This window comes from Nitrospirillum guaranorum (assembly GCF_034653275.1).
Taxonomy (GTDB): domain Bacteria; phylum Pseudomonadota; class Alphaproteobacteria; order Azospirillales; family Azospirillaceae; genus Nitrospirillum.
In genome coordinates, this window is record NZ_JAYEES010000002.1 from 399,772 (window position 1) to 418,792 (window position 19,021).

Consider the following 19,021-nt stretch of genomic DNA (forward strand, 5'->3'; position numbering starts at 1 on the left):
CGCGGATTCGCGGGGACCGGAGTGGACTGCAAAACGAGGGAACAGAATGCCATGACAAACGCAGTCCCCCAGAGGATCAGCCTGGACATCCGGGGCGCCATCGCTCATGTCCGCCTGGCGCGGCCGGACAAGCTGAACGGCATGGACTTCCCCATGCTGCGCGCCCTGGTGCGGGTCGCTGGGGAGATACGCCGCCACCGCCAGGTGCGCGCCGTCATCCTGAGCGGTGAGGGTGCAGCCTTCAGCACCGGCCTGGATTTCGCCGCCGTGACCCGGAAACCGTGGGAGGTCATCAAGGCCTTCGTCACCCTGGGCCGCAGCACCAACCTGTTCCAGCGGGCCTGCTGGTGCTGGCGCGAGCTGCCGGTGCCGGTCATCGCCGTGCTGCACGGCCGCTGCTATGGCGGCGCCATGCAGGTGGCGCTTGCCGCGGACTTCCGCATCGCCACACCGGACTGCGAGCTGTCGGTGATGGAAGGCAAGTGGGGCCTGATCCCGGACATGAGCGGCAGCGTATCTTTACGCGAACTGTTGCCCATCGACGTAGCCAAGCGCCTGACCATGACGGCCCAGGTGATCAGCGGCACCGAGGCCAAGGCCCTGAACCTGGTGACCGAGGTGGCGGACGACCCCATGGCGGCGGCAGAAGCGTTGGCGGCCGAGCTGTGCGCCCGCTCCCCCGATGCGGTGGCGGGCGCCAAGGCCCTGTTCCAGCGCGCCTGGAGCGCCAGCATCCGGGGCGCCTTCGCGGCCGAGCGCCGCATCCAGTTCCAGATCATGCGCGGCCCCAACTGGCGCATCGCCCTGCGCGCCGGCCTGGAGAAGAAGCCGCCACAGTTCAGGGAGCGGAGCTTCCGGCGCTGAACCTTACCAGCCGTTGAACCGGTCCCAGCGCTGCAGGTCGCCGCCCTCCCGGGGCAGGACGGTATAGGTGTCGAACTGCGCGGCGGTGGCGCAGGCGTGATTGGGGAAGACGCGCAGCTGCGCGCCGATGGGGAACAGGGCCTCCAGGTCGGCGCCAGCCGCGCCGGTCCAGTGCAGCACGCCGTGTTCCTGGTTGGCGCCGCGGAAGGCCAGATCGGCCACCGGCGTGCCATCGACGGCGGCGACCAGGCCATAGCCATGGTCCTTGGCCTGGCGCTGGGTGCCCCGGTCGCGGCTCATGGCCATCCAGCCGCCGTCGGTGATGACCCAGCCCGTGTCGGCGCGGTGGCCGATGACGGTGCACAGCACGGAGAGGGCGATGTCATCCACGCCACAGACACCCACACCGGCCATGACCAGGTCGAAGAAGACATAGACGCCGGCGCGCACCTCCGTCACCCCCTCCAGGTGGCGGGCGCTGAGGGCGGTGGGGGTGGAGCCGACGCTGACCACCGGGCAGGCATGACCGGCGGCGCGCAGGCGGTCGGCCGCGCGCACGCAGCCCGCCCGCTCCTGCTCCGCCATGGCCGCCAGCGCCTCAGGCGTGTTGAGGCCGTAGGAGCTGCCGGCGTGGGTCATCACACCGTTGAGACGGGCACCACCCCCGCCCTCGACCGTCAGGGCCGCCGCCACGTCCAGCAGGGCCGGCGCCTCGGGATGGATGCCGGAGCGGTGGCCGTCGGTATCCACCTCGATCAACACAGTGTGGACATGGCCGTTCTCCCGCCCGTGGCGGGACAGGCGTACCGCCGCCGCCACCGATTCCACCACCAGGGTCAGGCGCATGCCGGCCTTGGCCAGACGCAGGGCGTGGTCGAACTTGGGCGGCGCGATGGCGACAGCATAGAGGATGTCGCCATAGCCGGCGGCGAAAAAGCACTCCGCCTCCTTCAGGGTGGACACGGTCAGGCCCCGGGCGCCGGCCGCCACTTGGCGCCGCGCCACCTCCAGGCATTTGGCCGTCTTCACATGCGGGCGGAAGCGGACGCCCAGCGCGTCCATGCGCCCCTGCATGCGGGCGATATTGGCCGCCATCCGCCCCTCATCCAGCAGCAGCACGGGCGTTTCCAGGTCGGGGGGAAGGACGGGACGGGTCACCAAGGCTCTCCTGCCGGCGGTCGAAAGCGGCCGAAGATAGCGCGCGGGCGGGCCCGCCCCCAGAAGAAAAGCCCGGTTCGATCGGAGGAGCGAACCGGGCCTGAAGGTGGGTAGGAAGGAAGATGAAGCCCCGCTCCGCCCGCAGGGGGGAGGACGCGCAGACACCTGGAACCCACCAGCAGGGGGCAAGTTCCAGGATGCATTTCGGAGACCTTGGGCTTCCTTGGCACCAGGTCCGCCTAAGGCCGCGGGTGGCTTAGCGATACGACGCGAAGCTGGGCTCGATCGGGGACAGCAGCAGCTGGTGGCGCTGCTCATAGGTCAGGGGGTGGAAGATTTCCCCCAGCAGTTCCGCCCAGCGCAGGGGATAGGGCGAGGGCTGGCCGTTGGGCAGCAGCACGCCCGTCTGGTCCAGGGGATGGATGGCGGGATGGCGCCGCAGCGCGTCCAGCTTTTGATCCAACAGCGCCTCCGTCCGGGCCAGCCAGGCAGCGGTGAGCGGCGTGCCCTTCCTGAAGATGAAGGCGCAGAGGCCGATCAGCTCCTGATGCGAGCGGCGCAGCAGGTCGCCGAACTCCCCGCTGATGTGCGGGATGCCGTGGGCCAGTTCCTGGTAGCCGAGGGCCAGCTTGTCAGACGCCGCCAACTGGTCGAAGAACGGCCCCCACCTCTTGGCGGTACTTTTGATGTCCGTGTAGCCACCGCCATAGTGGTGCATCAGGTAGCAGCGCAGATAGTCCGCCTTGTGGGTGGAACTGAGATAGGGCCAGGCGGGGTGCAAGGGGAAGGCCGGCTTCACCCAATCCCCCACCGTCTCGCGCGTGATGAAGGCGACGCCGCAGCCGGTGTTGCGGAAGATGGTCCACAGCGCCTGTAAGCGGGCATCCGACATGATTTCCGGCCCTGTCCACAGGCAGAAGACGGTGCGGCCGGCGAAGGCGTCCAGGTCGTGCGGTTTGGCGGTCGCGGGGTTGGTCATGATGCGGCGGCCGTCAGAGCATGGAAGGGGTGGCCGGGATGCCCAGGCCGTTCATCAGCGACACCCGCCGCTGCGCGATGTCCGCATTGGGCGCAGGGTGGCGGCGGTAGACGTAGAGATAGTCGATGACGACGTTGTAGTCGTTGGCCGCCCGGCTGTCGCCCCGGCGGTCCGTCGTCGCGTCCTTCACCTCGAAGATGCGGGAGGCCAGCACCGGCACATGCACCGGCATCTGCCGGTTGATGACGGCCAGCATGAAATCCCAATCCTCGTAGGCGCGCATGAACACGTCGAATTCCAGCCCCGCCAGCAGCGTGCGCGGGAAGGCGAAGCACGACATGTGGACCTGGTTCTTGATGTAGATTTCCTGCGTCAGGCGCCCGGCCACGTCCATGAACCCTTCGTCCAGGAACTCCGGCCCCTCGGGCCCCCGCCGTTCGGTGACGACGCTGCTGTTGGCGTAGACGGCCAGGCCCTGCTGCACGGCGGGCTGGGCCAGCAGGGCGGGGATGAAGTTGGCATGCCAGGCGTCGTCGTCGTCCAGGAACAGGATATAGCGCCCGCGCGCCAGTGACAGGCCCAGGTTGCGGCTGGCCGAGGGACCGGGGGCGCCGTTGCGGCGGATGTAGATGTCGTCCGCCGACAGCAGGGCCGCACAGACGCGGTCCGTCTCCCCATCCGTGGCGTCGGAAATGACGATGACTTCCACCGCCGCCGGCTGCTGCTTGACGGAGTCCAGGGCGCGGCGCAACAGGTGCGCCCGCTTGTGCGTGGGGATGATGACGGTGACGTCGGGTTGGGCGGCCATGGCGGCTTTCACGATCAGCGTTTGCCCGCCTTGCGGCCGGTGGCGGGCTTGTCGGCAGCGCCATGGGTTTGTATCGCTTCGGCCAGCCGCGCCGTCACCGCCGCCATGACCGGGCCCCATTCACCCGCCGCCGGCTGGCGGAACTGCGTCAGGTTGGGGTACCAGGGGCTGGTCTCGACCCCCGCCTCCAGCCAGCGCCAGCAGCTGTCGAAGCGGTTCAGCAGCCACACAGGGCGGCCCAGCGCGCCCGCCAGGTGGGCCACGGCGGAATCCACGCTGATCACCAAATCCAGTCCCTGCACCAGGGCCGCGGTGTTGGCCATGTCGGCGAAATCCGCCGTCCAGTCGACCAAACCCAGGGCGGCGCCATTCCCCCCCTTCTGCAAAGAGAAGAAGCTGGCCCCCGCCTGGTTCAGAAGGGGGGCCAGCAGGTCCGGCGCTACGGAGCGGCCGCTGTTGCGCGGGTGGTTGGGGTTACCCGCCCAGCACAGACCGACGCGCAGGCCCTGATACGCGGCCAAGCGCTGGGCATAGGCCGCCGCCTCATCCGCGGGGGCCGCCAGGTAGGGCACGTCCGCCGGCACGGTCGCCAGCGTGGTGCGGAAGGCGCCCATCAGATTGTGCAGGGGCAGGCGCAGGTCGAACCCGGCGGAGAGGTCGCCGATGGCCACCGCCTCATCCACCTCCGGCATGGCGGCCACGAGGCGCAGCAGCTCCGGCTGGCATTCCACGACGACGCGGGCGCCCAGGGCCTTCAGGGGCCGGGCATAGCGCACGAACTGCAGCGTATCGCCCAGGCCGCTATCGGCCGACAGCACGATGGTGCGTCCATCCTGGCGGATGGGCCGGCCGGCCGGATCCATGAACAGGCCGATCTGGCTTTCCGCGATACGGCCGTGCCAAATCCAGGCGATGCCCTCCGCCCCCTTGACGAAGTCACCCTTCCGCAGGTGCTGGCGGCCAGTATAGATGTTGGCCTCGACATGCGACGGATTGATGCGCAGCGCGTTGGCCAGGTAGGCCAGCGCCTCGTCCGTCCGCCCCAGATGCTCGGCGTACTTGCCGAGGCGGCAGTAGACATCGTCGAGGTTGCCAAGCAAGCCGCCCTTTTCCTGCAGCAGGGCCACCGCGTCCTCATAAGCCCCCAGCGCGTCATAGGCCTGGGACAGCGCGTTGACGACCCGGGGGTCGTCGGGGGCCGCCACCAGCGCCCGGCGCAGCACATCCCGCCCCTCTTCCACCCGCTGGTTGGCCACCAGCTGGTTGCCCAGGTTCAAGAGGGCGTCGACATAGGCGGGATTGATCTCCAGCGCGCGACGGAGCAGGCGCTCCGCCTCCGCGAAGGGGGCGATCAGAGCCAGATTGTTCATGACCGCCAGATTGTCGGGGTCGGCGCCGAGGACGGCGGCGTAGGCGGCATAGGCCTCGGGCAGCTTGCCTTCCCGATGCAGGCCGATGGCCTCGGCGAACTTGGCGTCGATCTCGTGCCGGCGGGCCACCAGGGCGAAGCGCGCGCGGCTGGTGTCCGCCGCGGCCGCAGCAGCCAAACCCCAGCCCTTGCCCCGCTTGCGCAGCACGAACTCGATGGCCGATTCCGACATGCCCTTCAGGGTCTGGTCGCCCAGGGGCGCGTCATACTGGAAGCCGCTGTCCAGCTTCTCCAGCTTCAGCACCTCCACCTCTTCCTTGAACAGATCCAGCAGCTGCACGACGCTGATCGACTTGGGCGACCAGCTCTGCGGCTTCAGGATGGTGAAGGTCCATTTATGGTCCTGGTTGAAAACCGACGGCCAGACGCCCTGTTCGTACAGATCCTCATCCAAGATGGTGATGATCAAGTGCCCGCCGGGCTTGCAGATGCGGATCCAGTTGCCAAGGGCACGCACCGGATCCACCAGCCGGCCCAGGTGATGGCTGGAATGAACGAAGTCGTACGTGGCATCCGCCACGCCGTCCATCAGCATGGCATCGCCATCCACGGTGTTCCACGGCCGGGTGGATTTCATCAGGGGAAAGTGGTCCTTGAGATCCCCCAGGGGATCGGGGCCGCAGCCGATGTCTATCCCCTCCCCCACGATCCAGCGGCGGGCGAAGCGCCCATCGGCGGCACGGCGCAGCATCTGCTTGGTCGTCTCGTACGCCATCATACCCCCGCATACCGGCGGCATACCGCCGGGAACGCCTCAAGGAAAAACAAACACGCCGCCCTGTTGCCCGGGCCCGCCGTCATCGCGGCGTCAAGACCAGATATCCGTCGTCGGCGTGGTCTCGAACGATGGTGTGGGTGTGGCGAAACAGGCGGAAGACAAAATCGATGTTGCGATCGTAGAAGGCCAGCTTCTGGTCCGCCGCCGGCAGGGCGCCGCCGTCGTAGGGGCCGTCCTCATAACACCGCAGATCGTTCACCAGGATGACGTCGCGGCTGCGCGGACGCTGTTGCCGCAGCTGGGTCATCAGGTTTTCCAGCGGTGTACGCAGGCTGGCGTCCCCGCCCGGGCCGTACTTGGCCTGGCGGTAGGCATCGCCGGGAGCGTGTCCGTCCAGCCAGAACAGGATCGGCATCTGCGCCGGAACCAGCGGGACGACGGCCCTCAGCACATCCTCGCTGGTCGCGAACAGCAGTTGCACCAGCGGTACATGGGACAGTCGCGCCCGCGCGCGGTTCAGGGCCTCATTGTCCGTTTCGGCGGAAAACAACCGCTCAAATCCAAAGGATGCCGCATGCTGCAGGTCATCGCCGGCGCCCGTGCGGGTCTCGATATAGACCTGGCACCGATGGGCGTCCAGCAGGCCCTTCAGATCGAAATGACGCAGTCTTCCCATGCGACCCACCGTTGAATATCCCGCCCCTAGACCGTCCGCGTCCCGGCCTCAACCGGCCTTGCCAGGCGTGACCCGGATGGCCAGCAGCCGTTCTTCCAGTTCCTGGACGAAACGATCGGTGTCGCCCAGGGTGCGCCGCCACGCCTCACCGCCCGCCAGCGCGTCGCGGAAGGCCTTGTACTCCTTGGGCTTGTTGCCCAGCTTCACCGCCAGTTTCACATAGTCGTCCACGCTGGTGGTCACGCCTTGGGGCAGGCCCACGGTGCGAAGCAGGCTGCCCGCCATACGGGAGGCGAAGGTCTTGCCGGACAGGGTGACAATGGGCAGGCCCATGCGCAAGGCGTCGCTGGCCGTGGTGCCGGAGTTATAGGGATAGGTGTCCAGGAACACATCGGCCAGTGGCAGACGGGCCAGGTATTGCGCCGGGCTGGCCGGGCCGGCGAACAGCAGGCGGTCGGGATTGATGCCCCGGGCCCGCGCCCGGTCCTGCATGTTCTGCCGCGCCCAGGGCGTGCGGGCCAGCAGCCACAGCACGGAATTATCCACCCCGGCCAGGATGCGCATCCAGGCGTCGAAGACCTCTTCCGTGATCTTGTAGGTGTTGGAGAAGCAGGTGTAGACGAACTTGTCCGCTGGCAAGCCCACGCTTTCCCGGGTTGGTGACGTGTCCACCAGCGCCTTGCTGTCATTCACCTGATAGCAGACGGGCATGTACAGCGGCTTGGGGTGGAAATCACCGGCCAAGTCCTTCGGCACCACGAAGTCGTCGACGATGGCGTAGTCCAGCTCAGGTATGGGCTGGGAACCGACGAAGCCCAGGTAGGTGATCTGGACGGGTGCCGGCTTGCGCCGGACGATACCGGGGCGTGACCCATCCGTCAGGCCGTTGAGGTCGACCAGGATGTCCAGCTCATGCTGGCGCATCAGCGCCGCCACCTGATCGTCGCTCATCTCCACGACGCGGAACCACTGGTCGAAGGCGCCCAGGATGCGATGCCGCAGATAGCTGTTGTCGTCCAGGCCCATGTCATAGCCATAGACCTCGAACCTGGCCCGGTCGTGCTTCTCAATCAGCTCCACCATCAGCATGCTGACGGGGTGCAGGTTGTAATCGGACGACAGATAGCCGATGCGCACCTTCTCGTGGGCGTAGCCCTGCGCCGGGGCCAGCCGCTCGGGCGTACCAAAGCGGGAAATCCACTGTTCGACCCAGCGGTTGACCACCGCGTTCTCATCGAACAGCGACATCAGCGTCAGGCCGCCGGAACTGGCGACCATGTCATCCTTGGTCAGGCCGGGAACGGGCAGGTAGACGGGCCAGGCGCACATCTTCAGGCGCAGATGCACCCAATGGCTGATGGCGTCGGATTGCTTGGGCACGGTCAGCAGGCTGCGGTACAGCTCCCGCTCCGCCTCTTCGAACCGACTGAGCCGTTCCAGCAGGCGGCCCCGCTGGTTCAGCAGGGTGGTGCGCATATCATCGGGCTGGATGGATCGCCGCCAAATCTCCAGCGCCTCATCCGGCTTGCCCTGGCCCTCGGACATCAGGCCCAGGTTGATGGCGGCGATGAGGAAATCGGACTTCAACGACAGGGCGGCGTTGTAGGCCGCCCCAGCCGCCGCGCTGTCGCCCACGTTGGCCAGTTCTACGCCCAGGTTGAAATAGGCGGCGTGCCGCAGGGTGGCATCTGCCGGCACCTCATCCAGCCAAAGCTGGTACAGCGAGGCGGGCCGCAGCCAGGGAGCGGCCTCCCGCGCCGCCTCGACCAGGCCCAGCAGGCCTGTGAAATCCAGGCGACCCACCAGATAACGGAATGCCGTTTCCTCAATCCCCGGTGGGATCTTCCATGCCCTGGCCGTCAGGTATTCGATAACGTCAGCGGTTTGCAGCGGTGCCTGATGTGTAATGGAAGCAGCAGAGGCCACGGTGGACGTTCCATGAATAAAGCGCCTCAGGACTTCTTAGTCCCTGAAATATCACGTGAATCATAACACGATATTGACGGTGGAGCGATCCGCAACTTTAGCCTGCTCACCGCCCGGGGCCGCTGTTTCAGCCGGCGGCGGCGATGCCGGCGTGGATGCTGCACCGTTGACGGGGGTGGTGGCCGCCTGGGCGCCACCATTCTGGGCCCCGGATGCCTGGGTGACGGCCGTCTGGGTCTGGACAACCTTGGCATAGGCCGTGCTGCCCTGCAGCTGGCGCGAAGGCGACAGCCGGAAGGCGCCTTTCTCGGACTTTTCGTTCTTTGTCGTCACGTTGTCACCAACCCGAACCACCGGCCGCTGATATCCCGGCATCGCCGGCGATGCCTGTGCCGCCATATTATACGCTGCCACGCCCGACAGCATACTCTGCTGAGAGATGCGGACGGCATCCGCCGGGGTGCTGCTCTGGGCGGCCTTGGACGGATCCGCCGTGGCGCCAGCTTTGGTCAGGGTTTTCTGAAAATCGGTATCGGCCCGGCTGGCAGGCGTGGCCTTGGTGAGGGCGGTCCTGCCGACCACCCCGCCTATCGGCCGCGATGACACCGGATCGTTACCCATAAACCCCAACCCCACATGGGTCCCCACTCTCGGAACCCATGTCTTAACCACGAATCCGGGGCCGTGAAAAGGGCCGAGGATTGAAAGGCCCAGCGCCCCTCAATCCTCCGGCACCCGCCCCTGAACGGGCCGGAAATGCTGCCCCGCATTCCCGGCCCGAACCATCACGCCATTCTTACATCCTTAACCGGACAGACCCGTCAGCCAGGCGTTGACCTGATCGGTGTTGAACGCGTGGACCTGGGCCGAGGTGAACACGCTGGCCTGGGCCGTCGTCAGGTTCGACAGCTGATCGGTGGTCAACCCGGAAATCTGATCCGTCGTCAGGTTCGTCACCTGGGTGGTCGTGAACTCCCGGATATCCGCCGTGGTCAGCGCGCTGATCTGGTCCGTCGTCAGCGACCGGACCTGGGCGCTGCTGAGGGCCGCGACCTGGTTGCTGGCCAGGGCCGACAGGTTGGCCGTCGTCAGGCCGGACACCTGGCTGGTCGTCAGCGCCTGGACCTGCGCGGTGTTCAGCGCCCGGACGTCCGTGGTGCTCAAGGCCCCCAGCTGGGCGGTCGACAGCGACTGCACTTGCGCGCTGTTCAGGCCGACCACCTGGCTGCTGCCCAGGGCAGAGAGTTGATCCGTGGTCAGCGACTGGACCTGGGTCGTCGTCAGCCTGGTCACCTGGGCGCTGCTGAGGGCGTTCAGGTTATCCGTGCTCAGCGTCGACACCTGCGCAGTGGTCAGGGCCGAGACCTGGGCCGTGGTCAGCGCCCGCACATCCGACGTGCTGAGGCTGTTCAGCTGGTCGGAGGTCAGGGCCTGAACCAGAGCGCTGGTCAGGCTGGCCACCTGGGAGGTGCTGAGCGCCGTCACCGCGGCGGTGCTGAGCGTCGACACCTGCGCCGTCGTCAACTGGCCGATCTGGGCGGTCGTGAACTCCCGGACATCCGCACTGGACAGGGCGTTCAACTGGCTGCTGGTCAGCGACTGGACCTGGGCACTGGTCAGCGCCTGGACTTGGTTGCTGGTCAGGGCCGACAGGTTGTCACTGCTGAGGCCGGACAGCTGGGCCGACGACAGCGCCTGGACCTGGTTGCTGCTCAGCTTCGTCACTGTCGCGGTGGACAGGGCGTTCAGCTGGTCGGAGTTCAGCGCCTTCACCTGGGCCGTCGACAGGCCGGTGATCTGCGCCGTTCCCAGCGCCGAGACCTGATCGGTGGTCAGGGCGCCCACCTGGGCGGACGTCAGACCGGCTTCCTGTGTCGTCGACAGCGCCGCCACGTTGGTGGTGCTGAGGGCCGACAGCTGCGCCGTCGTCAGCTGCCCGATCTGGGTGCTGGACAGTTCCCGCACATCCGCCGTGGTCAGGGCGTTCAGCTGATCCGTGGTCAGGGCCTGGATCTGGCTGCTGGACAGCTTGGCCACCTGTGTGCTGCTGAGCGCGTTCAGGTTGCTGCTCGTCAGGCCGGAGACCTGGCTGGTGGTCAGCGCGCCGACCTGGGCAGTCGTCAACGCCTGGGCGTCCGCCGTGCTGAGCGAGGCCAGCTGGTCGGTGGACAGCTGCTGCACGTCCGCCGTCGTCAGATTGGCGACCTGAGCCGTCGTCAGGGCCGCCACGTTGGTGGTGCTCAGGTTCGACACCTGGGCCGTGGTCAGCTGGCCGATCTGGGCCGTCGTCAGTTCTTGCACGTCCGCCGTGGTCAGGGCGTTCAGCTGATCCGTGGTCAGCGACTGGACCTGGGCGCTGGTCAGCTTCGACACCTGGGCGCTGGTCAGCGCGTTCAGGTTATCGCTGGCGAGGTTGGAGACCTGCGCCGTCGTCAGCTGGCTGATCTGCGCCGTCGTGAACTCCCGGATGTCGGCGGTCGTCAGGCTGTTCAGCTGGCTGCTGGTCAGGGCCTGAACCAGCGCGCTGGTCAGGCTGGACACCTGGGCGCTGTTCAGGGCGCTCAGATTGGTACTGTTGAGGCCGGAAATCTGGGCCGTCGTCAGCTGGCCGATCTGCGCAGTCGTCAGCTTCTGCACCGTGTCGGTGGACAGGGCGTTCAGCTGGTCGGTGGAGAGAGCCTTTACTTGGCTGCTGGTCAGGCTGGTCACCTGCGCGGTCGTCAGGGCCGCGGCCTGGTCGGTCGTCAGCGACTGGACCTGCGTGGTCGTCAAGCCGGCCACCTGGCTGGAGCTGAGGGCCTGCAGGTTGGTGGTGCTGAGCGTCGACAGCTGCGCCGTCGTCAGCTGCCCGATCTGGGTGCTGGACAGTTCCCGGACATCCGAGGTCGTCAGGCCGTTCAGCTGATCCGTGGTCAGGGCCTGGATCTGGGTGCTGGACAGCTTGGCCACCTGGGCGCTGCTGAGCGCGTTCAGGTTATCCGTCGTCAGGCCGGCCACCTGGCTGGTGGTCAGCGCGCCGATCTGCGCCGTCGTCAGCGCCCGGGCGTCCGCCGTGCTGAGCGAGGCCAACTGATCGGTCGACAGCTGCTGCACGTCGGTGGTCGACAGGCTGGCCACCTGCGCCGTGGTCAGCGAGGAGACGGTGCTGGTGCTCAGGTTCGATACCTGGGCCGTGGTCAGCGCACCAATCTGCGCCGTCGTCAGTTCCTGCACGTCCGCCGAGGTCAGGCTGTTCAGCTGCGTGCTGGTCAGCGACTGGACCTGGGTGCTGGTCAGCTTCGACGCCTGGGCGCTGGTCAGCGCGTTCAGGTTATCGCTGCTGAGGTTGGAAACCTGGGCCGTCGTCAGCTGGCTGACCTGCGCCGTTGTCAGTTCCCGGATGTCGGCGGTCGTCAGGCTGTTCAGCTGGCTGGTCGTCAGCGACTGAACCTGGGCGCTGTTCAGGCTGGCCACCTGGGTGCTGGTCAGCGCGCTCAAGTTGTCGCTGCTGAGGCCGGAAACCTGGGCCGTCGTCAGCTGGCCGATCTGAGCCGTCGTCAGCTTCTGCACCGTGTCGGTGGACAGGGCGTTCAGCTGGTCGGTGGACAGGGCCTTCACCTGGCCGCTGGTCAGCGACTGGACCTGCGCCGTGCCCAGCGCCGACACCTGGCTGGTGGTCAGCGACTGGACCTGCGTGGTCGTCAGGCCGGCCACCTGGCTGGAGTTGAGGGCCTGCAGGTTGGTGCTGCTGAGGGCTGACAGCTGCGCCGTCGTCAGCTGGCCGATTTGGGCGCTGTTGAGCTCACCCACGTCGGCGGTGGTCAGGTTGTTCAGCTGATCCGTGGTCAGGGCCTGGATCTGGGTGCTGGACAGCTTGGCCACCTGGGCGCTGCTGAGCGCGTTCAGATTGCTGCTCGTCAGGCCAGACACCTGGCTGGTGGTCAGCGCGCCGATCTGCGCCGTCGTCAGCGCCCGGGCGTCCGCCGTGCTGAGCGAGGCCAACTGATCGGTCGACAGCTGCTGCACGTCCGTGGTCGACAGGCTGGCCACCTGCGCCGTCGTCAGCGAGGAGACCACGTCGGTGCTCAGGTTCGACACCTGGGCCGTGGTCAGCGCGCCGATTTGGGCCGTCGTCAGTTCCTGCACGTCCGCCGAGGTCAGGCTGTTCAGCTGCGCGCTGGTCAGCGACTGGACCTGGGTGCTGGTCAGCTTCGACGCCTGGGCGCTGGTCAGCGCGTTCAGGTTATCGCTGCTGAGGTTGGAAACCTGCGACGTCGTCAGCTGGCTGATCTGCGCCGTCGTGAACTCCCGGATGTCGGCGGTCGTCAGGCTGTTCAGCTGGCTGCTGGTCAGGGCCTGAACCAGCGCGCTGGTCAGGCTGGACACCTGGGCGCTGTTCAGGGCGCTCAGATTGGTACTGTTGAGGCCGGAAATCTGGGCCGTCGTCAGCTGGCCGATCTGCGCAGTCGTCAGCTTCTGCACCGTGTCGGTGGACAGGGCGTTCAGCTGGTCGGTGGAGAGAGCCTTTACTTGGCTGCTGGTCAGGCTGGTCACCTGCGCGGTCGTCAGGGCCGCGGCCTGGTCGGTCGTCAGCGACTGGACCTGCGTGGTCGTCAAGCCGGCCACCTGGCTGGAGCTGAGGGCCTGCAGGTTGGTGGTGCTGAGCGTCGACAGCTGCGCCGTCGTCAGCTGCCCGATCTGGGTGCTGGACAGTTCCCGGACATCCGAGGTCGTCAGACCGTTCAGCTGATCCGTGGTCAGGGCCTGGATCTGGCTGCTGGACAGCTTGGCCACCTGGGCGCCGCTGAGCGCGTTCAGGTTGCTGGTCGTCAGGCCGGCCACCTGGCTGGTGGTCAGCGCGCCGATCTGCGCCGTCGTCAACGCCTGGGCGTCCGCCGTGCTGAGCGAGGCCAGCTGGTCAGTGGACAGCTGCTGCACGTCCGTGGTCGACAGGCTGGCCACCTGTGCCGTCGTCAGCGACGACACCACGTCGGTGCTCAGGTTCGACACCTGGGCCGTGGTCAGCGCGCCGATCTGGGCCGTGGTCAGTTCCTGCACGTCCGCCGAGGTCAGGCTGTTCAGCTGGCTGCTGGTCAGCGACTGGACCTGGGTGCTGGTCAGCTTCGACGCCTGGGCGCTGGTCAGCGCGTTCAGGTTATCGCTGCTGAGGTTGGAAACCTGCGCCGTCGTCAGCTGGCTGACCTGCGTCGTCGTCAGTTCCCGGATGTCGGCGGTCGTCAGGCTGTTCAGCTGGGCGGTCGTCAGCGACTGCACCTGCGCGCTGTTCAGGCTGGCCACTTGGGTGCCGGTCAGGGCGTTCAGGTTGGTGCTGTTGAGCCCGGAAACCTGGGCCGTCGTCAGCTGGCCGACCTGGGCCGTCGTCAGCTTCTGCACCGTGTCCGTGGACAAGGCGTTCAACTGGTCGGTCGTCAGGGCCTTCACCTGGCTGCTGGTCAGGCTGGTCACCTGCGCGGTCGTCAGGGCCGCGGCCTGGTCGGTCGTCAGCGACTGAACCTGGGCGGTCGTGAGGCCGGCCACCTGGCTGGAGCTGAGGGCCTGCAGGCTGGTGGTGCCGAGCGTCGACAGCTGCGCCGTCGTCAGCTGCCCGATCTGGGTGCTGGACAGTTCCCTGACGTCCGAGGTCGTCAGGCCGTTCAGCTGATCCGTGGTCAGGGCCTGGATCTGGGTGCTGGACAGCTTGGCCACCTGGGCGCTGCTGAGCGCGTTCAGGTTATCCGTCGTCAGGCCGGCCACCTGGCTGGTGGTCAGCGCGCCGATCTGCGCCGTCGTCAGCGCCCGGGCGTCCGCCGTGCTGAGCGAGGCCAACTGATCGGTCGACAGCTGCTGCACGTCGGTGGTCGACAGGCTGGCCACCTGCGCCGTGGTCAGCGAGGAGACGGTGCTGGTGCTCAGGTTCGAAACCTGGGCGGTGGTCAGTGCGCCGATCTGGGCCGTCGTCAGTTCCTGCACGTCCGCCGAGGTCAGGCTGTTCAGCTGCGCGCTGGTCAGTGACTGGACCTGGGTGCTGGTCAGCTTCGAGGCCTGGGCGCTGGTCAGCGCGTTCAGGTTATCGCTGCTGAGGTTGGAAACCTGCGCCGTCGTCAGCTGGCTGACCTGCGCCGTGGTCAGTTCCTGCACGTCCGCCGTGGTCAAGCTGTTCAGCTGGGCGGTCGTCAGCGACTGCACTTGGGCGCTGCTCAGACTGGCCACCTGGGTGCTGGTCAGGGCGTTCAGGTTGTCACTGGTGAGGCCGGAGACCTGGGTGGTCGTCAGCGCACCGACCTGCGTCGTCGTCAGCTTCTGCACCGTCGCCGTGGCGAGCGCGCCCAGCTGATCCGTGGTCAGGGCCTTCACCTGGCTGGTGGTCAGCGACTGGACCTGCGCCGTGCCCAACGCCGACACCTGGCTGGTGGTCAGCGACTGGACCTGCGTGGTCGTCAAGCCGGCCACCTGGCTGGAGCTGAGGGCGTTCAGCTGGTCGGTGCCCAGCGCCGACAGCTGCGCCGTCGTCAGCTGGCCGATCTGGGTGCTGGACAGTTCCCGGACATCCGAGGTCGTCAGGCCGTTCAGCTGATCCGTGGTCAGGGCCTGGATCTGGGTGCTGGACAGCTTGGCCACCTGCGCGCTGCTGAGCGCGTTCAGGTTGGCCGTCGTCAGGCCGGAAACCTGGCTGGTGGTCAGCGCGCCGATCTGCGCCGTCGTCAGCGCCCGGGCGTCCGCCGTGCTGAGCGAGGCCAGCTGGTCGGTCGACAGCTGCTGCACATCCGTGGTCGACAGGCTGGCCACCTGCGCCGTCGTCAGCGAGGAGACCACGTCGGTGCTCAGGTTCGACACCTGGGCGGTGGTCAGCTGGCCGATCTGGGCCGTCGTCAGTTCCTGCACGTCCGCCGAGGTCAGGCTGTTCAGCTGCGTGCTGGTCAGCGACTGGACCTGGGTGCTGGTCAGCTTCGACGCCTGGGCGCTGGTCAGCGCGTTCAGGTTATCGCTGCTGAGGTTGGAAACCTGCGCCGTCGTCAGCAGGCTGACCTGCGCGGTCGTCAGTTCCTGCACGTCCGCCGTGGTCAAGCTGTTCAGCTGGGCGGTCGTCAGCGACTGCACTTGGGCACTGTTCAGGCTGGCCACCTGGGTGCTGGTCAGCGCATTCAGGTTGGTGCTGCTGAGGCCGGAGATCTGGGCCGTCGTCAGCGCCTGAACCTGGGCCGTCGTCAGCTTCTGCACCGTCGCCGTGGACAGGGCACCCAACTGATCGGTCGTCAGGGCCTTCACCTGGGTCGCGGACAGGCTGGTCACCTGCGCGGTTGTCAGGGCGGCCGCCTGGTCGGTCGTCAGCGACTGGACCTGGGCGGTCGTCAGGCCGGCCACCTGGCTGGAGCTGAGGGCCTGCAGGTTGGTGGTGCCCAGCGCCGACAGCTGCGCCGTCGTCAGCTGGCCGATCTGGGCGCTGTTGAGCTCACCCACGTCGGCGGTGGTCAGGTTGTTCAGCTGATCCGTGGTCAGGGCCTGGATCTGGGTGCTGGACAGCTTGGCCACCTGGGCGCTGCTGAGCGCGTTCAGGTTGGTGCTGCTGAGGCCGGAGACCTGGCTGGTGGTCAGCGCGCCGATCTGCGCCGTCGTCAGCGCCCGGGCGTCCGCCGTGCTGAGCGAGGCCAACTGATCGGTCGACAGCTGCTGCACGTCCGTGGTCGACAGGCTGGCCACCTGCGCCGTCGTCAGCGAAGAGACCACGTCGGTGCTCAGGTTCGACACCTGGGCCGTGGTCAGCGCGCCGATTTGGGCCGTCGTCAGTTCCTGCACGTCCGCCGAGGTCAGGCTGTTCAGCTGCGCGCTGGTCAGCGACTGGACCTGGGTGCTGGTCAGCTTCGACGCCTGGGCGCTGGTCAGCGCGTTCAGGTTATCGCTGCTGAGGTTGGAAACCTGCGACGTCGTCAGCTGGCTGATCTGCGCCGTCGTGAACTCCCGGATGTCGGCGGTCGTCAGGCTGTTCAGCTGGCTGCTGGTCAGGGCCTGAACCTGGGCGTTGCTCAGGCTGGAAACCTGGGTGCTGGTCAGGGCGTTCAGGTTGTCACTGGTGAGGCCGGAGACCTGGGTGGTCGTCAGTGCCTGGACCTGGGCCGTCGTCAGCTTCTGCACCGTCGCCGTGGCGAGCGCGCCCAGCTGGTCGGTGGACAGGGCCTTCACCTGGCTGGTGGTCAGCGACTGGACCTGCGCCGTACCCAGCGCCGACACCTGGCTGGTGGTCAGCGACTGGACCTGCGTGGTCGTCAGGCCGGCCACTTGGCTGGAGCTGAGGGCGTTCAGCTGGTCGGTACCCAGGGTCGACAGCTGCGCCGTCGTCAACTGGCCGATCTGGGCGCTGCTCAGTTCACGTACGTCGGATGTCGTCAGGGCGTTCAGCTGATCCGTGGTCAGGGCCTGGATCTGGGTGCTGGACAGCTTGGCCACCTGGGCGCTGCTGAGCGCGTTCAGGTTGGTGCTGCTGAGGGTCGACACCTGCGCCGTGGTCAGCGCGCCCACCTGGTTGGCGGTCAGCGCCTGGACGTCGGCGGTGTTCAGGGAATTCAGCTGGTCGCTGTTCAGCGACTGGACCTGGGTCGTGGTCAGACCGGCCGCCTGGCCGGTGCTGAGCGCCGAAACGACATCGGTGCTGAGGGTGGAGACCTGCGCCGTGGTCAGCTGGCCAACCTGGGCGGTCGTTAATTCACGGATATCGGACGAGGACAGGCCGTTCAGCTGCGTGCTGGTCAGCGACTGAACCTGGGCGCTGCTCAGGCTGGCCACCTGGGTGCTGGTCAGCGCGTTCAGATTGCTCGTGGTCAGGCCGGAGACCTGGGCTGTCGTCAGCGCCTGAACCTGGGTGTTGGTCAGCTTCTGCACCGTGGCCGTGGCAAGGGCGCCCAGCTGATCGGTGGACAGCGCCTTCACCTGGGAGGTGGTCAGGCTGGTCACCTGGGCCGTCGTCAGGGCCGCGGCCTGATCGGTCGTCAGCGACTGGACCTGGGCGGTCGTGAGACCAGCCACCTGGCTGGAGCTGAGGGCCTGCAGGTTGGTGGTGCCGAGGGTCGACGTCTGCGCCGTCGTCAGCTGGCCGATCTGGGCGGTCGTGAATTCACGCACGTCGGCCGTGGTCAGGCTGTTCAGCTGGTCGGTGGTCAGCGCCTGGACCTGGGCGCTGGACAACTTCGCCACCTGCGCGCTGCCCAGCGCGTTCAGGTTGGTGCTGCTGAGGCCGGAAATCTGGCTGGTCGTCAGCGCGCCCACCTGGTTCAGGCTGAGCGCCTGAACGTCCGCGGTGGTCAGCGCGTTCAACTGATCGGTGGTCAGCGATTGAATTTGGGTGGTCGTCAGGCCGGCCAGCTGGGAGGTGGTCAGCGCGGACACATTGGTGGTGCCGATGGCGGACAGCTGCGCGGTGGTCAGCTGGCCGATCTGGGCGGAGCTCAGCTCACGCACGTCCGCCGTGGTCAGGCTGTTCAGCTGATCGGTGGTCAGCGCCTGGACCTGGGCGCTGGTCAGCTTCGCCACCTGCGCGCTGCTGAGCGCGTTCAGGTTGTCGCTGCTGAGGCCGCCGATCTGGCCCGCGCTGAGGCCGCCGATCTGGGCGGCGCTGAACTCGTTGATGTCGGAGGTAGTGAGCGTGTTCAGCTGGCTGGTGGTCAGGCCCTGCAGCTGCACGGTGGACAGCGACTGCACCTGGGCGCTGTTGAGCGCCGACAGGTTGTCGCTGCTGAGGCCGGAAATCTGGGTGGAAGTCAACCCGGAGAGCTGCGTCGTCGTCAGCGCGCGCGCATCGGCCGTGTTGAAGGCGCTGAGCTGCGCCGTCGTCAAAAACCCGACCTGGGTCTTGCTGAATTCCTGGATGGACGTGGTCGAGATCGCACCGAGCTGGTCGGTGGTCAGCGCCTGGATCTGATCGGACGTCAGCGCCTGGACCTGATTGGACTTCAGCGCCTCAAAATCATCCGTGGACAGGACACTGATGTCCGCGTCGCTGAATGCCTGAAGCTGCGAAACGCTGAAGACCATCTGGCTGGCCTGGAAGGCCGCCACCTGGGTCGTCGTTAGCGCCTGGATCTGGGTTGTCGACAGCGCGGCAACATCCGCCGTGCTGAGGGCCTGGATGTTCGCCGTGGACAGGGCGGCAATCTGAGACGGGCCCAGGAAAGTAATAGGCGAGACCATTTACAACCTCCGATCGCACCTCGTTTGAGGTGCCTCATGGACGGCGCTAAAAACACCCATTTTTTGGGCGCAACCACAGCCATGTGGTTGATATGAAAATCACACACCGGTTAACGCTTCCCTTATGGAAACGGCAACGGGTTCCCACGCATCCTGACGGCGCCCCTTCTGGACATTTGCCGCCTGGCAACCCCGGTACCCCAAAAGTCGGAAGGGACCTCTGGCATAGGGATAGCCTGGCGGCCACGATAATAAGATGCGGGGGCAACTTCAAGGCGTATTTTGCCCATATGGCTAATGAAGCC

The 19,021-nt window shown here is 67.0% G+C and carries 9 protein-coding genes; 1 reads left to right on the forward strand and 8 read right to left on the reverse strand.

What is annotated here, in order from left to right; all coding sequences use genetic code 11:
- Nucleotides 1-51: 51 nt before the first annotated feature.
- Nucleotides 52-864: a crotonase/enoyl-CoA hydratase family protein gene (locus tag UAJ10_RS07540; RefSeq protein WP_322914768.1), complete on the forward strand. Its 813-nt coding sequence runs from the start codon at nt 52-54 to the stop codon at nt 862-864.
- Nucleotides 865-867: 3 nt separating this feature from the next.
- Here UAJ10_RS07540 and UAJ10_RS07545 read toward each other — a convergent pair whose 3' ends face one another.
- From UAJ10_RS07545 to UAJ10_RS07580, 8 genes are all read right to left on the reverse strand, one after another.
- Complete coding sequence (locus tag UAJ10_RS07545; protein WP_322914769.1) at nt 868-2,022, reverse strand: alanine racemase; 1,155 nt, start codon at nt 2,020-2,022, stop codon at nt 868-870.
- 256 nt (nt 2,023-2,278) lie between these two features.
- On the reverse strand, nt 2,279-3,001 hold the full coding sequence (locus tag UAJ10_RS07550; protein ID WP_322914770.1) for a glycosyltransferase family 32 protein: 723 nt from the start codon (nt 2,999-3,001) through the stop codon (nt 2,279-2,281).
- Between the two features lie 13 nt (nt 3,002-3,014).
- Nucleotides 3,015-3,809 carry a glycosyltransferase family 2 protein gene (locus tag UAJ10_RS07555; protein WP_322914771.1) on the reverse strand — a complete coding sequence of 265 codons (795 nt, stop codon included), beginning with the start codon at nt 3,807-3,809 and terminating at the stop codon, nt 3,015-3,017.
- A 14-nt stretch (nt 3,810-3,823) separates the two neighbouring features.
- Nucleotides 3,824-5,953, reverse strand: a complete 2,130-nt coding sequence (locus UAJ10_RS07560; protein ID WP_322914772.1) for a tetratricopeptide repeat protein — start codon at nt 5,951-5,953, stop codon at nt 3,824-3,826.
- Nucleotides 5,954-6,035: 82 nt separating this feature from the next.
- Nucleotides 6,036-6,632: a hypothetical protein gene (locus UAJ10_RS07565; protein WP_322914773.1), complete on the reverse strand. Its 597-nt coding sequence runs from the start codon at nt 6,630-6,632 to the stop codon at nt 6,036-6,038.
- A gap of 48 nt (nt 6,633-6,680) precedes the next feature.
- Nucleotides 6,681-8,435: an O-linked N-acetylglucosamine transferase, SPINDLY family protein gene (locus UAJ10_RS07570; RefSeq protein ID WP_322914774.1), complete on the reverse strand. Its 1,755-nt coding sequence runs from the start codon at nt 8,433-8,435 to the stop codon at nt 6,681-6,683.
- Nucleotides 8,436-8,618: 183 nt separating this feature from the next.
- Entirely contained in the window at nt 8,619-9,179 is a 561-nt protein-coding gene (locus tag UAJ10_RS07575) for a hypothetical protein (RefSeq protein WP_322914775.1), read from the reverse strand.
- A gap of 183 nt (nt 9,180-9,362) precedes the next feature.
- Nucleotides 9,363-18,716 (reverse strand): beta strand repeat-containing protein, encoded by a 9,354-nt coding sequence (locus tag UAJ10_RS07580; RefSeq protein WP_322914776.1) that lies wholly within the window; start codon nt 18,714-18,716, stop codon nt 9,363-9,365.
- Nucleotides 18,717-19,021 lie beyond the last annotated feature (305 nt).

Coding starts and splice junctions, on each gene's coding strand:
- UAJ10_RS07540 (WP_322914768.1), top strand. CDS start 52: ATGACAAACGCAGTCCCCCAGAGGATCAGCCTGGACATCCGGGGCGCC.
- UAJ10_RS07550 (WP_322914770.1), bottom strand. CDS start 3,001: ATGACCAACCCCGCGACCGCCAAACCGCACGACCTGGACGCCTTCGCC.
- UAJ10_RS07555 (WP_322914771.1), bottom strand. CDS start 3,809: ATGGCCGCCCAACCCGACGTCACCGTCATCATCCCCACGCACAAGCGG.
- UAJ10_RS07560 (WP_322914772.1), bottom strand. CDS start 5,953: ATGGCGTACGAGACGACCAAGCAGATGCTGCGCCGTGCCGCCGATGGG.
- UAJ10_RS07565 (WP_322914773.1), bottom strand. CDS start 6,632: ATGGGAAGACTGCGTCATTTCGATCTGAAGGGCCTGCTGGACGCCCAT.
- UAJ10_RS07575 (WP_322914775.1), bottom strand. CDS start 9,179: ATGGGTAACGATCCGGTGTCATCGCGGCCGATAGGCGGGGTGGTCGGC.
- UAJ10_RS07580 (WP_322914776.1), bottom strand. CDS start 18,716: ATGGTCTCGCCTATTACTTTCCTGGGCCCGTCTCAGATTGCCGCCCTG.